At 39.3% G+C, this 16,524-nt stretch carries 21 protein-coding genes; 8 read left to right on the plus strand and 13 right to left on the minus strand.

All coding sequences use genetic code 11. From position 1 onward, the window contains the following. Window positions 1-55 precede the first annotated feature (55 nt). Window positions 56-535, plus strand: a complete 480-nt coding sequence (locus tag MKX55_RS16725) for a divergent PAP2 family protein (RefSeq protein ID WP_042530661.1) — start codon at window positions 56-58, stop codon at window positions 533-535. A gap of 71 nt (window positions 536-606) precedes the next feature. Here MKX55_RS16725 and MKX55_RS16730 read toward each other — a convergent pair whose 3' ends face one another. Beyond that, window positions 607-918, minus strand: a complete 312-nt coding sequence (locus MKX55_RS16730; protein ID WP_339178904.1) for a YuiB family protein — start codon at window positions 916-918, stop codon at window positions 607-609. A 122-nt stretch (window positions 919-1,040) separates the two neighbouring features. Continuing rightward, complete coding sequence (locus MKX55_RS16735; RefSeq protein WP_339233571.1) at window positions 1,041-2,249, minus strand: FAD-dependent oxidoreductase; 1,209 nt, start codon at window positions 2,247-2,249, stop codon at window positions 1,041-1,043. Window positions 2,250-2,550: 301 nt separating this feature from the next. Between MKX55_RS16735 and MKX55_RS16740 the strand changes: the two genes are divergently transcribed. Beyond that, entirely contained in the window at window positions 2,551-3,534 is a 984-nt protein-coding gene (locus MKX55_RS16740; protein ID WP_339178909.1) for an NAD(P)/FAD-dependent oxidoreductase, read from the plus strand. A gap of 216 nt (window positions 3,535-3,750) precedes the next feature. Here MKX55_RS16740 and MKX55_RS16745 read toward each other — a convergent pair whose 3' ends face one another. The 3 genes from MKX55_RS16745 to MKX55_RS16755 all read right to left on the minus strand — a co-directional run bounded on the left by MKX55_RS16745 (window position 3,751) and on the right by MKX55_RS16755 (window position 5,583). Further along, window positions 3,751-4,107, minus strand: coding sequence for an iron-sulfur cluster assembly accessory protein (locus MKX55_RS16745; protein ID WP_042530651.1), 357 nt, complete (start codon window positions 4,105-4,107; stop codon window positions 3,751-3,753). Between the two features lie 274 nt (window positions 4,108-4,381). Continuing rightward, window positions 4,382-5,236 (minus strand): diaminopimelate epimerase, encoded by an 855-nt coding sequence (gene dapF / locus MKX55_RS16750; RefSeq protein WP_339233573.1) that lies wholly within the window; start codon window positions 5,234-5,236, stop codon window positions 4,382-4,384. A gap of 20 nt (window positions 5,237-5,256) precedes the next feature. Continuing rightward, the gene (locus MKX55_RS16755) at window positions 5,257-5,583 is read right to left on the minus strand and encodes a YuzD family protein (RefSeq protein ID WP_339178915.1); all 327 of its coding nucleotides are present in this window, start codon (window positions 5,581-5,583) and stop codon (window positions 5,257-5,259) included. 178 nt (window positions 5,584-5,761) lie between these two features. Between MKX55_RS16755 and MKX55_RS16760 the strand changes: the two genes are divergently transcribed. Further along, window positions 5,762-5,986, plus strand: a complete 225-nt coding sequence (locus MKX55_RS16760) for a NifU family protein (protein WP_040979025.1) — start codon at window positions 5,762-5,764, stop codon at window positions 5,984-5,986. A gap of 76 nt (window positions 5,987-6,062) precedes the next feature. On the opposite strand, the gene MKX55_RS16765 is transcribed toward MKX55_RS16760, so the two are convergent. Together MKX55_RS16765 and MKX55_RS16770 are read right to left on the minus strand one after the other, a co-directional pair. After that, window positions 6,063-7,028 (minus strand): D-glycerate dehydrogenase, encoded by a 966-nt coding sequence (locus MKX55_RS16765; RefSeq protein ID WP_339233576.1) that lies wholly within the window; start codon window positions 7,026-7,028, stop codon window positions 6,063-6,065. Between the two features lie 43 nt (window positions 7,029-7,071). Further along, a complete protein-coding gene (locus tag MKX55_RS16770) occupies window positions 7,072-8,037 on the minus strand; it encodes a hypothetical protein (protein WP_339178921.1) in 966 nt (321 codons plus the stop codon). A gap of 86 nt (window positions 8,038-8,123) precedes the next feature. Between MKX55_RS16770 and MKX55_RS16775 the strand changes: the two genes are divergently transcribed. Next, window positions 8,124-8,642 (plus strand): phosphatidylglycerophosphatase A, encoded by a 519-nt coding sequence (locus tag MKX55_RS16775; RefSeq protein WP_042530643.1) that lies wholly within the window; start codon window positions 8,124-8,126, stop codon window positions 8,640-8,642. A 68-nt stretch (window positions 8,643-8,710) separates the two neighbouring features. On the opposite strand, the gene MKX55_RS16780 is transcribed toward MKX55_RS16775, so the two are convergent. From MKX55_RS16780 to MKX55_RS16790, 3 genes are all read right to left on the minus strand, one after another. Continuing rightward, the gene (locus tag MKX55_RS16780) at window positions 8,711-9,478 is read right to left on the minus strand and encodes a TIGR01457 family HAD-type hydrolase (RefSeq protein ID WP_339233578.1); all 768 of its coding nucleotides are present in this window, start codon (window positions 9,476-9,478) and stop codon (window positions 8,711-8,713) included. A gap of 61 nt (window positions 9,479-9,539) precedes the next feature. Continuing rightward, window positions 9,540-10,175 (minus strand): methanogen output domain 1-containing protein, encoded by a 636-nt coding sequence (locus MKX55_RS16785; RefSeq protein ID WP_339233580.1) that lies wholly within the window; start codon window positions 10,173-10,175, stop codon window positions 9,540-9,542. Between the two features lie 30 nt (window positions 10,176-10,205). Next, window positions 10,206-10,643, minus strand: coding sequence for a DUF86 domain-containing protein (locus MKX55_RS16790; RefSeq protein WP_339178928.1), 438 nt, complete (start codon window positions 10,641-10,643; stop codon window positions 10,206-10,208). A gap of 184 nt (window positions 10,644-10,827) precedes the next feature. On the opposite strand from MKX55_RS16790, the gene MKX55_RS16795 reads away from it, so the two are divergent. Together MKX55_RS16795 and MKX55_RS16800 are read left to right on the plus strand one after the other, a co-directional pair. Beyond that, window positions 10,828-12,258 carry an amidase gene (locus MKX55_RS16795; RefSeq protein WP_339233582.1) on the plus strand — a complete coding sequence of 477 codons (1,431 nt, stop codon included), beginning with the start codon at window positions 10,828-10,830 and terminating at the stop codon, window positions 12,256-12,258. Window positions 12,259-12,320: 62 nt separating this feature from the next. Continuing rightward, the gene (locus MKX55_RS16800) at window positions 12,321-12,569 is read left to right on the plus strand and encodes a hypothetical protein (RefSeq protein ID WP_339233584.1); all 249 of its coding nucleotides are present in this window, start codon (window positions 12,321-12,323) and stop codon (window positions 12,567-12,569) included. Between the two features lie 71 nt (window positions 12,570-12,640). On the opposite strand, the gene MKX55_RS16805 is transcribed toward MKX55_RS16800, so the two are convergent. Next, window positions 12,641-12,916: a YutD family protein gene (locus MKX55_RS16805; protein ID WP_339178937.1), complete on the minus strand. Its 276-nt coding sequence runs from the start codon at window positions 12,914-12,916 to the stop codon at window positions 12,641-12,643. 144 nt (window positions 12,917-13,060) lie between these two features. On the opposite strand from MKX55_RS16805, the gene MKX55_RS16810 reads away from it, so the two are divergent. Next, window positions 13,061-13,606: a YhcN/YlaJ family sporulation lipoprotein gene (locus MKX55_RS16810; RefSeq protein ID WP_339178940.1), complete on the plus strand. Its 546-nt coding sequence runs from the start codon at window positions 13,061-13,063 to the stop codon at window positions 13,604-13,606. Between the two features lie 81 nt (window positions 13,607-13,687). Then, complete coding sequence (locus MKX55_RS16815) at window positions 13,688-14,608, plus strand: M23 family metallopeptidase (protein ID WP_339178942.1); 921 nt, start codon at window positions 13,688-13,690, stop codon at window positions 14,606-14,608. A gap of 88 nt (window positions 14,609-14,696) precedes the next feature. Here the strand turns inward: MKX55_RS16815 and MKX55_RS16820 are convergent, their stop codons facing one another. Together MKX55_RS16820 and MKX55_RS16825 are read right to left on the minus strand one after the other, a co-directional pair. Next, on the minus strand, window positions 14,697-14,798 hold the full coding sequence (locus tag MKX55_RS16820) for a methionine/alanine import family NSS transporter small subunit (RefSeq protein WP_339178945.1): 102 nt from the start codon (window positions 14,796-14,798) through the stop codon (window positions 14,697-14,699). A 14-nt stretch (window positions 14,799-14,812) separates the two neighbouring features. After that, window positions 14,813-16,336 carry a sodium-dependent transporter gene (locus MKX55_RS16825; protein ID WP_339233586.1) on the minus strand — a complete coding sequence of 508 codons (1,524 nt, stop codon included), beginning with the start codon at window positions 16,334-16,336 and terminating at the stop codon, window positions 14,813-14,815. Window positions 16,337-16,524 lie beyond the last annotated feature (188 nt).

A 16,524-nucleotide genomic window follows, 5' to 3' on the forward strand; every position in this document is an offset into this window, starting at 1 on the left:
CTTTCTTAGCTGCCAAAAAATTGATGCGTTACTTAGGAAGGAAGTTCCCTCATCCATGACTTTATTAACGAATTTCCCATTATGGGCTGCACTCATTGCGATTGTGTTCGCACAAGTTATAAAGATACCAATTAAACTGATTTTCACCAAAGAATTTCAGCCTGGACTTGCTTTCAGTACAGGGGGAATGCCCAGCAGCCATTCTGCAGCAGTGACATCGTTAGCAACTGCTGTCGGCATTGCAGAAGGTGTATCATCAAGTGTATTTGCGCTTGCTTGTATATTCAGTGTCATTACCATGTTTGATGCTTCCGGAGTCCGCAGGCAGGCTGGTGAACAGGCAATTGTGATTAATCAGCTCGTCCGTGATTTTCAATTGATTACCTCCAGCGCCAAAGACTGGAGTAAAAAGAAGGAAAACGAAAAAATACAAGAACTGAAAGAATTACTCGGGCACCAGCCGATTGAAGTATTTTTTGGCGCCATCACAGGAATTATTATTGCCTTTTCCCTTGCACCGTTTTTTTCTTATTAATCCATAAGAACCAAAAGACCAATGCTTCTGCTCGGAGCATTGGTCTTTTTTTATGTAATCTCGTTTCTCTGTTAAAACATTTGATAGCCGCTTTTCCTTAAAAACCGGATAACAAAACCAGATACAATCGTTCCAATAAAACCAGATAATAAAATCACAATATCAGCAACTGTTAACGCAACAATTCGTTCTCCAAGCGCCGAAAAAGATTCTCCCGGACTTGTGAAATAGCTGAAAAAAGAAACATTATCTATAATAAAAATCATTAGAATCGGATATAAGCACGCCATCAGCCATGTTTTTCTTAATAACATATTCAATATAAATGCAATTCCAAAAAAGATAACAAAATATAATACAACAGAAACAACAAGTTGAACCATTTTCTTCCCTCCGTCCTTTCTAAGGATGCATACAAAGCACATTTTATCTTAAAATGACAAAAAAGCAAAGCAGCATCTGCCAACCTTTGCTTTTTTGTCACTATATTTCTATCTATTATTATTTATAATAAATGAAAGTATCCCTTTTTCAGTAATAGTTGCCATCCACCTAATTGAAATAAATAATGATTATCGAAAACTCTTTTTACTAATACAGCTTTCCAGCCAAACACCCTACGATTCTGTATGACCGCAACCCCGTCATCTCGTCCTAACGTAGCAAGCATCCCTTGTCTGACCGGCTGACAAGCAGTAAGTTCTTTATTCCGTAATCTGGAAGAAACATTTTTTGCGACAACAGCGGCTTCCTCGATTGCTTTTTTTGCAGTTGGAAGGACTTCCTCCCCATTTTCATCTGCTGTATATGCACATTCTCCAACGGCAAATATCGAATTATCTTTTGTAGAAAGCATATTGGGATCCACTTCAATTTTTTTATTTTTCAAAGCCAGTCCGGCTTTTTCAAATGCGGGATTGGCTTGTACCCCTCCCGTCCAAATAAATGTGTGTGTACAAATTTTATGATCTTTTCCTTCTGTTTCATAAATAATTTTATTATCCTGACATTCCTTCAGTTTAGCTTGATGGATAATCTCTACTCCTCTGGATTGTAGAGACGTAGCTGCGTAATGTGCCAGTTTCTCATCAAACCCTGGTAGAAGGGATTTACTTTCCTCCAGTATGGAAATATGCACCTGCGTTTTTTCAATATCAAATTCTCTGCATATCTCTGGTATTTGATTAATCAGCTCTCCCGCAAATTCAACACCTAGAATTCCGCCGCCGCCAATAACGATATTTAACTTGCTCTCATCCTTTTTGACAGCATTCGCATAACTGGCAAAATTATATTCGATATGCTCACGGACAAAACGGGCACTGTTGATATCGGTGATAGAATAAGCATGTTCATCCAGTCCCGGAATTCCTTCTGCCCTCGGCTCAAAGCCAAGACCGATAACAAGTAAATCATAGTGTAATTCCTTATTTTTAAACTTGATCTTTTTAGAATTTCTTTTGATAGAAACAACTTCATCTATAATAAAATTTATTTTAGAACGATTAATAATTTCTTTGATTTTTATTTTGGAGCGATCCTGATGCCTTGTACCAGCAGCATTTTCATGCAGACAGCTTGCTTGAAAATGATAGTCATATTTATGAACCAGCGTTATCTCTGCTTCATTCTTTCCAAGCTGTTTCTGAAGCTTAACTGCCGTCATTATACCTCCATAACCCGCCCCTAATATTACAATATGCGGTTTAATCATGGTTTTTCACTACTCCTATTAATTTTGTAATTTATCACTAAAATGCGAAACAAAACGCATTTTGTCATATAAATAACTTCGTTTTGTAATCAAACTGTAATAATACTAACTTATCTTAAATGCTTTAATCAAAAATAGCAAGCTTTAAAACATCTTTTTTATCTATACCTATGAAGAAAGCATTTAGACATGCTATTATCTAAATGAAAATTTCTTCCCTTTTGAAACGATATAATTCAAACTAAAACAAGTTTGTGATACCATAGGATGGGTAAACGTCTAGAAAGAAAAGAGGTATTGTATGGAGAAAGTTTTTGATGTAACAATCATTGGAGCTGGACCCACTGGCTTATTCACAGCCTTTTACGGCGGCATGCGTCAAGCTAGTGTTAAGATAATTGAAAGCCTGCCTCATATTGGAGGACAGTTAACAGCACTATATCCAGAGAAATATATATATGATGTTGCAGGATTTCCAAAAGTCCGTGCGCAGGAGCTTGTCGACCAGCTGGAAGAACAAGCAAATCTATTTGACCCTGAAATTGTGCTTGGACAGGCCATAGAGACAGTGGAACGATTAGAAGATGACAGCTTTCGTCTTGTGTCAAACACCGGGGAAGTTCATCTGACAAAAACAATGATTATCACGGCCGGCAATGGGGCTTTTCAGCCTAGAAGATTAAACGTAGGAGACAGCGAAGCCTACGAAAATACGAACTTACACTATTATGTGACGGATATGAATAAATACAAGGACAAGCATGTTGCTATTCTAGGCGGCGGAGATTCTGCTGTAGACTGGGCTTTGATGCTTGAGAAAGTTGCTTCCAAAGTGACATTGATTCACCGCAGAGACCAATTTCGTGCTCATGAACATAGTGTAGAACAATTAAACGCATCTGCTGTAGAAAAGCTGACGCCATATGCTCCAACAGCCATTGTAGCAAATGAGAAGATTGAAAAGCTTATTTTACAAAAGATAAAAGAAGAAGAATTAATTGAATTAGAAGTCGATGATGTTATCTGTAACTATGGGTTCATCTCCAGTCTCGGGCCAATTAAAAATTGGGGATTGGAAATTGAAAAAAATAGTATCGTTGTAAATTCTAAAATGGAGACAAATATTCCGGGAATATACGCTGCTGGAGATATTTGTACGTATGATGGAAAAGTTAAACTGATTGCAACAGGATTTGGCGAAGGGCCGACAGCAATCAATAACGCTAAAAATTACATCGATCCAAAAGCAAGAATTCAACCGAAACACTCAACAGCAATGTTTTAACAAGGGGAATACATGATGGAAAAATCGTTTGAATGAGAATTTTTTCTGCTTCAGGCGATTTTCTTTTTTACACAGTTCACTTCATTAAATCCTGGGGGTAAAAAGAGCTTGAACACAGCATTGTTTAGTTTGAGGATCTTGGAGATGTTTTAGTAGAAATTTAGATACAAGATTTAAAAGAAAGATTGGCAGAGAAACGCTGCCAATCTTTCTTTATTAGCAATCACCAGGCGCGCCGGCATTTTGTGCAGTGCGGAAGGAAGAACCGCATCCGCAGGAAATAATCGCGTTCGGATTATCAATGCTGAACCCGCCGCCCATCATGTTTTCTTTATAATCTATCTTAGTACCTTCAATAATTGGAATATCCTGGTTGAAAAAGACGATTGGAATACCGTTAATGGTTTCAATAATATCCAATTCCTCATTTACTTCATCAGCAAAACCCAAGGAGTAGGATAAGCCGCTGCAGCCGCCGCCCTTCACGCCAAAACGAAGCATCGCCTGGTCTGATTCCTCTTTCATCATTTCTTTAATCTGTGCACTTGCACGATCAGTCAGTTCAATAATCATCTTCTGAACCTCCTTTTTTCCTTGTATATCCTATATGTTTAGTATACACCTGAACTTGTCAGAATCAAGTAATTCATTTTAAGAGGTTGTTCAAAAAGTCCAATAAATAGAATTATTGGGCTCTTCACCAAAATCTATGGGTAACATAGTAGTTATAAATTTGCTGTAAGCGACCGATGCAGAACTACACTACGCTAGCTTGTTGCATTTATCACATTTAATTATATTTTCCAACCATAGATTTTGATGCTGATCCAATTTTTGAACACACATTTTAAGCATAAAAAACCCCCGATGCGATGGTTTCTGCTCCGCCGGTCATCCAGATATGATCATCCTCTCTCCATTCGATGATTAAATCTCCGCCGGCTAAATGAACAACAATCTTTTTACCTTTGGTTACTTTTTTATTTAACGTTGCTGCTACGACAGCCGCACAGGCTCCTGTTCCGCATGCTTCTGTCACGCCGGAGCCGCGTTCCCAGACACGGAAATGTATTTCCTCATCCGACACAACCTCAATAAACTCTGTATTGACCCCTTCAGGGAAGCGTTCATCCTTTTCAATAACCGGTCCCAGCGTTGTCAGCGGCGCATCATCAATCGCATCCACCATCGTTATCACATGCGGATTTCCCATAGAAACCGCAGTGACATGCAGTGTCTTATCTGCAACCTCGAACGGCTCATTTATAACAGTTGTTCCTGCTTCTCCAAGCATCGGAATCTGTTCTCTTTGTAATATCGGAGCTCCCATATCAATGGTTACTTCGTTAACTTTCTGCTCGTTATTCTCTTTCACAGTAGCCCAAACGATATTGGCTTTTGTCTGTATCGTAAATTCTTTCTTATCCACGATCCCTGTTTCATAAGCATATTTAGCTGTACAGCGCAATCCATTCCCGCAATTCATTCCTTCTGAGCCGTCTTTATTAAAGATACGCATACCTACATCTGCTTTTCCTGCCGGATGAATCAAAATCATTCCATCCGAACCAATGCCCGTATTCTGATTTGACATGTTGATAGCTAATTCAGACAGCCGGTTCTCCGGCAGCTCTGTTTGAAAAAGATCAATATAGATATAATTATTTCCAAGCCCATGCATTTTCGTAAAAGGTATTTTCATCTTCTCTTCCCCTCTTCTGCTCATCCTTCTATTTCTTCCAGTCCCAGTTCTTCCAATGCTTGATAAATTGGCTTTAAACGCGGGATTCCTTCTGCTACCATTTTATCATTGATCCATACAACTGGATAAAAAAGATCTTCTTCTATTATTTTCTCTACATATGCTTGCTGAACAGCGTCTGATTGCGTTTGATTGATATCGATATAATTATATTGAACGCCGTCAGAAGTATATTTCCTCCCTATGGCTGCCTGAAGCCACTCATACGTATCTTTGGAGCTTGGTGCTCCGACACAGCTTGCGCAGATTTGTTCACTTCCATAGACAGTTATCGTTATTGCCGGCATGTTAACACCCTCCCCTTCCAAATATCTCTTTCCTCTCGCCTGTCCTCCATATTAATTATTTTACAAAATAAGCGTAAAAAGATAAAATAAAATTAACCAGCTAATTGAAAATCATTTTCAAATAGATTTTTATGCTTAACCGCGTTATAATAGATTTGTGGGAAAGGAGTAGGTGACTGTGGAAGAGCAAGTACAAGAAGTATTAAGCAAGCTTCGTCCATTCTTATTACGTGATGGCGGGGACGTAGAGTTAGTTGACGTTGACGATGATGGCGTTGTTTTACTTCGTCTCATGGGAGCATGCGGCAATTGCCCTAGTTCAACCATTACATTAAAAGCAGGAATTGAGCGTGCATTGATGGCAGAGGTTCCTGGCGTAACAGAAATAGAACAAGTATTTTAATTAAATATAAACGGAGAGGCTTTTGGCAATATCAAAATCCTGCTCCGTTTTTTATTTTTTAAAATCAAATTTCGTTCTATGAAATTGGCGTAATCGCTTCTTTTCCGCTGACGACTGCCAAGATATTATCCATGCATAACTCGACCATTTTTTTTCTTGTTTCTACACTGGCAGACCCGATATGCGGAAGACATACGGTATTATTTAAACCGACAAGCGGGTGATCTGCTCTAATTGGCTCTTCTTCAAAGACGTCTAATCCTGCTGCTTGGATTTCTCCTGATTTAAGTGCATGGACAAGTGCATCCTCATCCACTACTTTTCCGCGTGAGATATTAATAAAAATAGCACTCGATTTCATTTTTTCAAAAGCAGCCCGGTTAAACAATTTATCCGTTTCCTTCGTATGCGGAACTACGGTCACAACAAAATCAGAAGTCTCCAAAAGTTCTTCAAAGCTGACATACGTTGCCTGCAATCGTTCTTCCGCATCTTTTTTGCGGGAACGGTTATGATATTGAATATTCATATCAAAACCTGCTGCCCGTTTCGCTATTGCTTCTCCAATTCTTCCCATCCCCACAATACCGATGGTTTTTCCATAAATATCTGATCCGGCAAAGAAAAATGGCGCCCACGCCTGCCACTTATCCTCCTTCACCCACGTGTCTGCTTCCACAATTCGTCTGGCAGCAGCCATCAATAAGGAAAAGCCTAAATCTGCGGTTGTTTCCGATAAAACATCCGGTGTATTCGCTGCGATAACATCATGCTTTTCACATGCTTCCAAATCGAGGTTATCGTAACCGACAGCCATATTTGCAACCACTTTTAATTGAGGAGCTTTAGACAGAAGTTCTTCATCAATAGAATCACTTAGAACGGTAAATAAGGCATCTGCGTCAGCAGTCTCTTTCAAAAGCGTCTCCCTAGGTACAGGCTCCTCCTCTTTTTCCCACATCCTGATTTCCAGCTGTTCCTGATAAGCTTTTATATATTTCTCCTCTAACTTGCGCGTAATATAAACCTTTGGCTTGGACATATACGAGTATGCTCCTTCCTGCGATGAAATAATGAATTTTTTCTTATAACCAGCTTATCATAGGTATCTGCCAATCCGAAACATCAACACCCACTGTTTCATAAAACCGCGCCAATCTTCTTTCATATACTTCTTGATGTTTTAATAACTGCTCCAATGCTTGGGAATTTGGGTACTGGAAAGCTCCCTCTAAAAAATCATAAAGATGGATTGGATAGAACAGCCTGGCAAAGATGAGCCTCCAGGCAAATACAGACAGCGGCTGATAGTTTTGATAATCATTTAAGAACTGGTTAATTTCTGTCTCTGATTTATTTTGTAAAAAAGCATTTCGGATATACTCGGCAATATCACGCGTTGGATGGTCATATACCAGTTCATCCGTCCAAATAATTTTCTTTTCAGATGTATTCCATCTGGCAAAAGCAACCGTACTCTGATCTGTTTGTAAGATGCGCTGCTCTTTTTCGCTTTCCCGTAAATATTGAATAGCATTTTCACTGATTCCTACGATATATGGCAAAATATCCATCACTTCAGATAAATAATTACTCGCTCCTTCTTCCTTTGCCTGTCTTGTTAATTCTTCCTCAAAAAAAGTCAGCTTTTCTTCCCATAGCTTTCTCCATAACCCATAGCTTGAAATCGCCTTCGGTTCGTACTGAAAACTGCTCCCAATGCGGTGAATATCACCGAGCATTTTACCAGGACTTTCCTGACGAGATATTTGTGACTCATCTTCTAACACAAGAACCATCCACAGCTCATTGCCGTAATTGGTAAACCAATCTCCGTTGATATTCCGAATGGGATAAGCTACATTGTATAATCCGTTTTCTCTTAAAAAATAGGCCAAAGTGGCTTGTTCCATCAATATCATTTCCTTGTTTGTCGCAGGAATGGTAAAATAGTGATAGCGTTCTTTTTGATAACCCTCACGCTCTTCGATGAATTGCTTCCCTTCCATCTGGATAGCGTATTGACTGCGGAGCATTTCTGACATCGGCATCAACAAACTCCTCCTTATCGTATATATTAACTATATGAAGGAAAGGACTATACAATTATATTAAATCGAAAAAAGGTGTGTTTTAAATGACGAAGTATACAAGCAAAACAGAACTTGAAGTAAGAGCAAGACAGCTTTTAAAAGAACGTGGTGTCAAAATAGATGATATTGCAGAATTGGTATACTATCTGCAATCAAAATATCATAACGATTTAACAATGGATACCTGCCGTTTTAATGTAAATCGTGTGTTAACGAAAAGAGAAGTACAAAATGCAGTCATCACAGGCATTGAATTAGACATGCTGGCGGAGAAAAAGCTATTAAGCGAGCCGCTTCAGGAAACAATCCAGATTGATGAAGGCTTATATGGAATTGATGAAGTCATTGCCTTGTCTATTGTCAATGTTTACGGTTCCATCGGCTTGACTAATTTTGGATATATTGATAAACAAAAACCCGGTATCTTAGAAAAACTGAATGATAAAAGCAGCGGCGAAATCCACACATTTTTAGATGATATCGTCGGCGCTGTCGCAGCTGCAGCCTCCAGTCGTCTGGCTCATGGAGATGCGGAAAACGAACATGAAGAATTAGACGGATAAAAAGATTAGACACAAAAAAAGCATTCATTCCCTATACTCATATTAAATAGGGAATGAATGCTTTTTTACTATTCAAAGGTCCATTCTGCTAAATCTTCAATGATATACGTCGGCTGCTCCTCAAAGGTTGCCAGCTCTTCTTTAGAAGTCACTCCGGTAGAAACAAATAACGTATCTACGCCGGCATCGATTCCCGACTGGATATCTGTCTGGTAATTATCTCCAACCATTACAACATCCACTTTCGGCAAACCGAGTACATCCAATGCCTCTTTCATGATAACCGTATCCGGCTTGCCAATAAAGACAGGCGCCTGCTGGGTGCTTGTCTGAATCAAAGCAGTAAAAGCCCCGTTACCTGGCCCCATCCCGTCTTCAGTTGGAATAGCGTGGTCCCGGTTGGTAGAAATAAACTGTGCACCCTTGCGGATAGCTATGCATGCTTTAGCAAGCTTGTCATAGGTAATATCCTTGTCCAGGCCTACAACAACCGCATCCGCATCTGTACTGTCCGTCAATTGAATACCATGTTCTTTTATCGGGTCCTTCAGACCGCTTTGCCCGATACAGTAGCAGTTTTTTACAGATTGGTCCTGCAGATACTTCGCCGTTGCCATGCTGCTGGTAACGACCTGTTTATGATTTGCCAGAATTCCTAATCTGTTTAACTTTTCAGCTACTTCCCTAGTGCTTTTTGTAGAATTATTTGTTACAAACACATAAGGAATATTTTTTTCTGCTAATTGCTTTACAAAAGGAATTGCTTCAGGAATAACTTCATTCCCTTTGTAAACAGTCCCGTCTAAATCAATCAGATATCCTTTATATTTCTTCACATTATTACCTCTCTATCCCGATTACATCATACCTATTTTAAAACGCTTGACTGACCGGCGTTTACTCTGAGTTAGCAGCTATTCGCCACTGACAGCATTTATCTCCATCAACCAGCAGCGCTTTTGTCTTAATTTCCTGATTCGGAAACAAGGCTTCATACATTTCTTTTTCATGCTGGCACATCACAGGATAATCTCTTGCCACTTCTAAAAAAGGGCAATGAAAATTATTTAATTGGAAGCCTTGCGCACCTTTATCTTCTGTCTGAAACATATAGCCGCTCCGGTTTTGAAAATCCTTTAACGCAGCCACTTTGTCTTCCGTTGTAGAACAGGATTCTAAAAGCTTCTTTAATTGCTCTTTTTCCTTCACTGACTGTTTTTTTAGAAGCTCGCTGATCAGCTCTTTTCCCTGTAATGCGTCTAAATCATGGAGCAGATCTAAGGAGAGTTCTTTATAGCGATTAGGGAAACTTTCTTGACTTTTCTCTGTTAAACGATAAGTATGATACGGCCGTCCAATCTCTTTTTTATGCTGCTGCACCTCAATAAATCCCTCTTGCACAAGCGTATGAATCTGCTTCCGGACAGCTGTTTCTGAGATGGTAAAATGGGCCATCAGAGTATCCATTGTTATCGTCCCTTTTTCTTTCAACACCTGGATAACCTTATCCTTTGTCGAGACACGTTTCCCCATCCGCTTGCCCTCCCTTTTTATACATACATTTTATTTATTTGAAAAAGCATTTGCTACGCCAAGTTCATTCTGCAGATACGTATGAATCCGCTTTGAAAAATAGGTAAATACCTCTGTGTGTTTTTCAAAAAACTGCTCCAGACTTTGATGATCGATTGCCTGATATTCATGTACTAAAGGTTTACGCCAATGAATCAGAGATTTATATACTGCTTCTTCCTCCGCAGGAATAACATTTTCATCTGTTAAGATGTCAATAATATCCTCATAACTACCCGGATCCCTCATAATAAAACCGTCTATCATCATATTTCCTACATCCAGCACGCCCTCTATAAAGACATGCGCCATGCGCTCCAACGCAAGATATTCTACTGGTCTGTGATAGGAATGATTCTTTAACGTATCTAAAATTTCATTCATAAATGTCAATGTCTGATTAATTTTTTCCTGATCTACAAAATACATTATGATTCCCCCAAAAACGTCTATACTAAAGGATGTTTCCGTACTACTATTATCATATCATAATTCGTAATGTATTTTCACCGAACTTTCTTGATAAAGTATAGAATTAAGAAGCGAATCTTGCCTTCTTTTTCAAAAAACGTGGTATAGTAAGTCTAATACGTGTGAAGGAGATAAATGCCGGATGGAAAAACGAGATATTCTAAAAATGGATGCCACGGGTATAGCATCCGCAATTAAAAAGAAGCATCTAACCTCTGTAGATGCTGTAACAGCCTTTATTGAACAAATCAAAGCGATTAACCCTTCCATTAATGCAGTTGTTGAAGAAAGATTTACTGAAGCGCTGCAAGAAGCGCAGGAAGCAGATGAACTGCTGCAGAATAATGGGGTTTTGGGTAAATTACACGGAGTTCCCATCAGCATCAAAGAGTGTTTTCATGTGAAGGGAATGAAAACTACAGCAGGCTTAGAACACCGTCAGGACCTTATTTATCAAGAGGATGCAGAAGTTGTTCAGCAATTAAAGCAGGAGGGCGCTATTATACTTGGAAAAACAAATACGCCTGCACTTTGCTTCTGTCAGGAAACGGATAATAAGTTATATGGCAGAACAAATAATCCCTGGGACGTCACCAAAACCGCCGGAGGCTCCAGCGGTGGTGAAGGTGCCCTGCTTGCTGCCGGCGGGTCTGCTGTCGGGATTGGTTCAGATATTGGCGGTTCCATTCGTTTTCCATCTCATTTTAATGGAGTTATCGGTTTCAAACCCGGGAAGGATACCATTTCCACAGAAGGCCATTTTCCGTCTGTACAGCATGAACTGCAGCATCGGATGCTGACAGTCGGACCAATGGGGAAATCTGTAGAGGATATGCAGCTTATTTATGAAATTTTATCTCCAAACCACTACAAACATCAGACATTGCAGGAATTTAAAATAGAAATATTACCAGCTAATCCAGGCTATCCGCTTTCCACAAGAACAGGAAATTTATTAGGGCAGCTGGAAAATTTTCTTGAAAGAATTTATAATGTCCAGCAGGTGATGCCGCCTTATTTTAGGGACAGTGCCTTAATATGGCAGGAAATCATGTCGATTAATGGAAGTAAATTGGTTGAAGATGAAGCTTTTAATAATGACCGCTCCGGATTAGTACGTTCCTTTTTAAAAGAGAAACTAAGGCAGCGTACGAATGTCCACCCCTATTTATCCTGGGCCATTATTGGAGCAAAAATGTTTAAACCTTCGCAAAAAAGAGTCCGGGAAATAATCGATATCATTCAGCAGGGTGACGAGCTGTTAAAAACATATTTAGATAAAAGACTGCTGATAATGCCCGTGTATTATCAGTCCGCATTAGACCACGGGCAGGTTTTTAAAGAGATCTTCTCTATCCGTAAAACCTATTTGCAATACATGCCTTATACTGCCTATGCCAATGTATGGGGACTCCCTGCTCTGACTATACCTGTCGGAGAAGACGAGAAAAACATGCCCATCGGTGTACAAATTATCAGCAGTATTGGTAATGAGGACTCCATTTTCCGTCTGGGTAAATTACTTACGAAACGTTTTCGCGGGTATAAGCTGGCAGAGGTGACAGACAGGTAATTATTAGAAGGCGTTATTTCCTATCATCTGTACAAACTAAAAACTAACGGGAGGGAATAACGATGCCAAAAAAAGATTATCAAGAGCTTTCAACCGTTCAAAAACAGCATGATGCACTGATTCCAGAGGAATTTCCAGAAGGACCTTTTGGATCTGATATTCGTGAACATGACTTGGTTTCTGGAAAATCAACAGATTGGGAAGAAGGCCAGCAACGCACAAGTGCCTTCACCTACGCAAACAAAAAGCAGCATAAAAAGCTGCAAAGAAGAGCTCCCGGAGCCCATCCTCTCGGAGAAAAAGATAATTAAAGCTTTCCTGCTGTATAAAAAAAGAAGTTCAAAATGTCTTCTTAGCCATAAGAAGATAGATTGAACTTCTTTTATTTCTGAATCTTTTTCAAAACAAAATAAGCACAGCCGAAATTACAGTATTCATAAATATAATCCTGAAAGCAGCTGATTTTCGCATCTATTGGAGCTTTGGCATGATTATCATGATAAAACCCTTTTAAACGAAGCTGTTCATACGCCCAATCGCCTACGATAAAATCATATTTTGATAAAACCTCTGAATAGCGCTCCTTCACAGCTTCTGCTTCAAAGCCTTCTTTATTTTCTTCAATTAATTCATATGTTTTCCCATTTAACTCGATCATAAGAGAATAGTCACACTCCTTATCAATTATTCTTAGTTTATCACAGAAACAGTTAGAAAAACCAGAAAAAATTACCTGCATGATTTACGCTTGTTTTCCAAAACTAAGATGTAAGAAATAGTTCTTGGAAAGGAGACCTACAAGATGAAAAAAGGATTTGGAATCATTTTATTAAGCTTTGTTATGACGCTTGCAGCTTGTGCAACGGATCAAAATAACTCCGATTCTGACCCATTAGACCCAAACAACAGAAACCCGGAGATGGAATCAAACCCGAACTCGCCGTCACGTGATCAGCTTGGTTTTGTCCGCTATACACAGGATGAATTTAAGCAAGATAATACATCGGAACCAAAAGAAATTCATGTGGACCGGGAAGAGATGGCTGATATGATTACACGCATTTTATTACAGAATCCTGATTTTAAAGAAGTAGCCACGCTTGTAACGGATGAAGAAGCTTTGATTGCTTTTGAAGCTTCAGATAATCTATCCAAGGAAATGGCAATTGATAATGCAGAAAAAACAGCAATGTCTGTACTGCCTGGCTATTATACGATTCATGCTTCTAATAACAGAAGCTTGATTCAAAACATTGAAACTCTGCATTATTCTGTGACGGAGAATGAAGATGTAGATACCGAGCCCCTGGTACAGGATATTGTCGACACGATGAAGAAAGATGATTAAAAAAACTTATCCCGTAAGGAGGTGATTTATCTGGCTAGAATTCGCACTACTGTCCTGATCATGTGCTGTTTCCTTACCTTTATGCAAACCGCCGCTGTTGTCCATGCAGAATCAGAGGATCAAATATATACAGACCGCATGGCTCTATTCAAAAAGGTAGAAAGCCTTACCCAGGTTCCTTGGTATTATTTTGCTGCAATGGATAATTACGAACGTAACACACTCTCTTCCTCAGAAGAAGAAAAGGTTATTTCCATACAATTTGATGAGACAGCATGGTTTGGGCTGGGAAATGCAGCTAAATCAACAGAGCAGGAAGTTATCAGACAATTTGGCGGAATTGGTAAAGACGGCAATGGAGATAATCAAGCTGACCCTGATGATCCAGAGGATATCCTTTATACGATGGCAAATCATATCTTAGCATATGGTCTGCATAAGGATGATGTTAAAATCGCACTCTGGGAGCATTATAAACGTGACTTGACTGTCCAGACAATCATGAACACCGCCAAAGTGTTTCAAAATTTTGGCGAAATCAATCTGACAGATCGCGCCTTTCCATTAGATACAGATTATAATTACAGTTATCGCAGTACATGGGGAGATCGCCGCGGTTTTGGGGGCTTGCGTATTCATGAGGGTACCGATATTTTTGCATCTTACGGTGTTCCAGTCCGCTCAACGACCTACGGGGTGGTCGAAATGATGGGATGGAACTTATATGGAGGCTGGCGTATCGGTATACGGGATATCTATAATATTTATCATTATTATGGACATATGAGCGGCTATGAGGATGATGTAAAAGTAGGCCAGGTAGTAAAACCAGGAGACGTGTTAGGAAGCGTCGGATCTACTGGTTACGGCCCTCCTGGAACTTCTGGAAAATTCCCGCCGCACCTGCATTATGGCATGTACAAAGATAATGGATACAGTGAATTTTCATTTGATCCTTACCCTTATATCTCGAAATGGGAACGGATGGAGAAAAATAATTAATAACAACCCTATCCGTGAAAAAAGGTGTGTACCCAGTTGTTAAACAGGATACACACCCTTTAAAAATGAATTCAGAATGACACTTCACTTACCCTTTACTTTTTTGCACAGCATTCCAAATACTAGCTGCTAACCCGCCCCATATAACAACAATACCGATGATCATTACAATGATAGCTGAAGTACCCATACGCATCTTCCCCCCTATTTATCTTCATAATCAGATAGAGAATTTTCTGACTTCCATTTCAAAGCTGCCAGGATAATTCCAAGAACTAACACACCTACTACTACGGCCCAGCCTGTATTATTGATAAAGGCATTAGAGTAATTTTCGTAGTTCCCAGTATCTGTATCAAACTCTCTTAATAAATTCTGCTTAAACAGCCCAAACATCATATAGCCCATAACTACTGGTGTAATCATAGCTAAGCTGATTGTCCACCAGGAACCTAAACGGATATCTGAAATTTCATTGGCATGATTTTTAAGCATATTGGTTTTACGAAGAATCCAGGCAATCAGGACAACTTCGACAAGACCAATCATGGCAACTCCAAACTGATTAATGAAATAATCGACATTATCTAAGAAGTACAAGCCTCCTCTAGAAGCATATAACAAGGAAATCAATGCCGCGAGTCCGCCTCCAAAAAGAACTGCTCTTGATCGTGTGATTTTAAACTTATCTACCAATGCTGCTACATACGCTTCTGTAATGGACATAAGAGATGTAATTCCGGCAAGCGTCAGAGAGATAAAGAAGAGCGCTCCGAACAATCCATTAAATGCCGGCAATTCATTGATAATGGCCGGGAAGACAACAAACGCAAGACCGACCCCGCCAGCTACGACATCATCCACACTGACACCGGCAGAAAATGCCATAAATCCTAATATTCCAAATACCCCAATTCCCGCTAATAATTCAAAGCCGGAATTTCCAAAACCAACAATAAATGCATTATTGGTAATATCAGATTTTTTAGGGAGATAACTTGAATACGTAATCATAATTGCAAAAGCAATCGATAAACTGAAGAAAATTTGTCCATATGCTGCAATCCATACACTTGGTGACAAAATTTGACTGAAATCAGGTGTAAAGAAGGCATTCAATCCATCCATCGCTCCGGGCAGCGTGACTGCTCTTATTACAATAATAATAAATACGATGAAAAGCAAAGGAATAAAAATCCGGTTTGCAACCTCTATACCTTTTTTCACACCGCGGAATAAAATTCCCAGCACCAATATCCAAACAATCACTAACGGAATGACTACTCCGGGTACCAACCCGCCTATTTCCCCAGGAATCTCCGCCAATTGCAGATGCTCACCAAATAGAAACCCTTCTGTATCTTCTCCCCAAGACAAATTAAAAGAAAAAATAGAATAGGATATTGCCCAGGCAATAATTACGGAATAATATGTTGAAATAACAAAAGCAACAAGTACTGCCCACCATCCAATAAACTCCGTTTTCTTATTCATCTTTCGGAATGTCAAAGGTGCAGAACCCCGATACTTTTGACCCATAGTAAATTCTATAATTAAAATTGGAATACCGGCAGTCAGTAAAGCAAATAAATAAGGAATAAAAAATGCACCACCCCCATTTTCATAAGCAACAGCTGGAAAGCGCCATATATTTCCTAATCCGATTGCTGACCCGACAGCTGCTAAAATAAACCCGGCTCTTGTTCCCCATTGCGATCGACTCTCCATTCATCATAACCCCCTTTTTTAATGAATAACAATAGAACGAAAGCATATTAAATAAGAATAATAACAAAAATCATTACTTTCAGACTATTTAACTTGTATTATAACTTTTCTGACATTTTTGTCAAATATCTAATTATGGTAATGGCAGGATTTAATTGCAATACCCTTATTACATCATAAAACGAAAC

It is taken from the genome of Oceanobacillus sp. FSL W7-1281 (genome assembly GCF_037969835.1).
Lineage (GTDB): Bacteria > Bacillota > Bacilli > Bacillales > Amphibacillaceae > Oceanobacillus > Oceanobacillus oncorhynchi.

What these genes read in the sequence shown, in the direction of transcription:
- MKX55_RS16725 (WP_042530661.1), top strand. Translation starts at nt 56, where the DNA reads ATGACTTTATTAACGAATTTCCCATTATGGGCTGCACTCATTGCGATT.
- MKX55_RS16730 (WP_339178904.1), bottom strand. Translation starts at nt 918, where the DNA reads ATGGTTCAACTTGTTGTTTCTGTTGTATTATATTTTGTTATCTTTTTT.
- MKX55_RS16735 (WP_339233571.1), bottom strand. Translation starts at nt 2,249, where the DNA reads ATGATTAAACCGCATATTGTAATATTAGGGGCGGGTTATGGAGGTATA.
- MKX55_RS16740 (WP_339178909.1), top strand. Translation starts at nt 2,551, where the DNA reads ATGGAGAAAGTTTTTGATGTAACAATCATTGGAGCTGGACCCACTGGC.
- MKX55_RS16745 (WP_042530651.1), bottom strand. Translation starts at nt 4,107, where the DNA reads ATGATTATTGAACTGACTGATCGTGCAAGTGCACAGATTAAAGAAATG.
- dapF (WP_339233573.1), bottom strand. Translation starts at nt 5,236, where the DNA reads ATGAAAATACCTTTTACGAAAATGCATGGGCTTGGAAATAATTATATC.
- MKX55_RS16755 (WP_339178915.1), bottom strand. Translation starts at nt 5,583, where the DNA reads ATGCCGGCAATAACGATAACTGTCTATGGAAGTGAACAAATCTGCGCA.
- MKX55_RS16765 (WP_339233576.1), bottom strand. Translation starts at nt 7,028, where the DNA reads ATGTCCAAGCCAAAGGTTTATATTACGCGCAAGTTAGAGGAGAAATAT.
- MKX55_RS16770 (WP_339178921.1), bottom strand. Translation starts at nt 8,037, where the DNA reads ATGCCGATGTCAGAAATGCTCCGCAGTCAATACGCTATCCAGATGGAA.
- MKX55_RS16775 (WP_042530643.1), top strand. Translation starts at nt 8,124, where the DNA reads ATGACGAAGTATACAAGCAAAACAGAACTTGAAGTAAGAGCAAGACAG.
- MKX55_RS16785 (WP_339233580.1), bottom strand. Translation starts at nt 10,175, where the DNA reads ATGGGGAAACGTGTCTCGACAAAGGATAAGGTTATCCAGGTGTTGAAA.
- MKX55_RS16790 (WP_339178928.1), bottom strand. Translation starts at nt 10,643, where the DNA reads ATGTATTTTGTAGATCAGGAAAAAATTAATCAGACATTGACATTTATG.
- MKX55_RS16795 (WP_339233582.1), top strand. Translation starts at nt 10,828, where the DNA reads ATGGAAAAACGAGATATTCTAAAAATGGATGCCACGGGTATAGCATCC.
- MKX55_RS16800 (WP_339233584.1), top strand. Translation starts at nt 12,321, where the DNA reads ATGCCAAAAAAAGATTATCAAGAGCTTTCAACCGTTCAAAAACAGCAT.
- MKX55_RS16805 (WP_339178937.1), bottom strand. Translation starts at nt 12,916, where the DNA reads ATGATCGAGTTAAATGGGAAAACATATGAATTAATTGAAGAAAATAAA.
- MKX55_RS16810 (WP_339178940.1), top strand. Translation starts at nt 13,061, where the DNA reads ATGAAAAAAGGATTTGGAATCATTTTATTAAGCTTTGTTATGACGCTT.
- MKX55_RS16815 (WP_339178942.1), top strand. Translation starts at nt 13,688, where the DNA reads ATGCAAACCGCCGCTGTTGTCCATGCAGAATCAGAGGATCAAATATAT.
- MKX55_RS16820 (WP_339178945.1), bottom strand. Translation starts at nt 14,798, where the DNA reads ATGGGTACTTCAGCTATCATTGTAATGATCATCGGTATTGTTGTTATA.
- MKX55_RS16825 (WP_339233586.1), bottom strand. Translation starts at nt 16,336, where the DNA reads ATGGAGAGTCGATCGCAATGGGGAACAAGAGCCGGGTTTATTTTAGCA.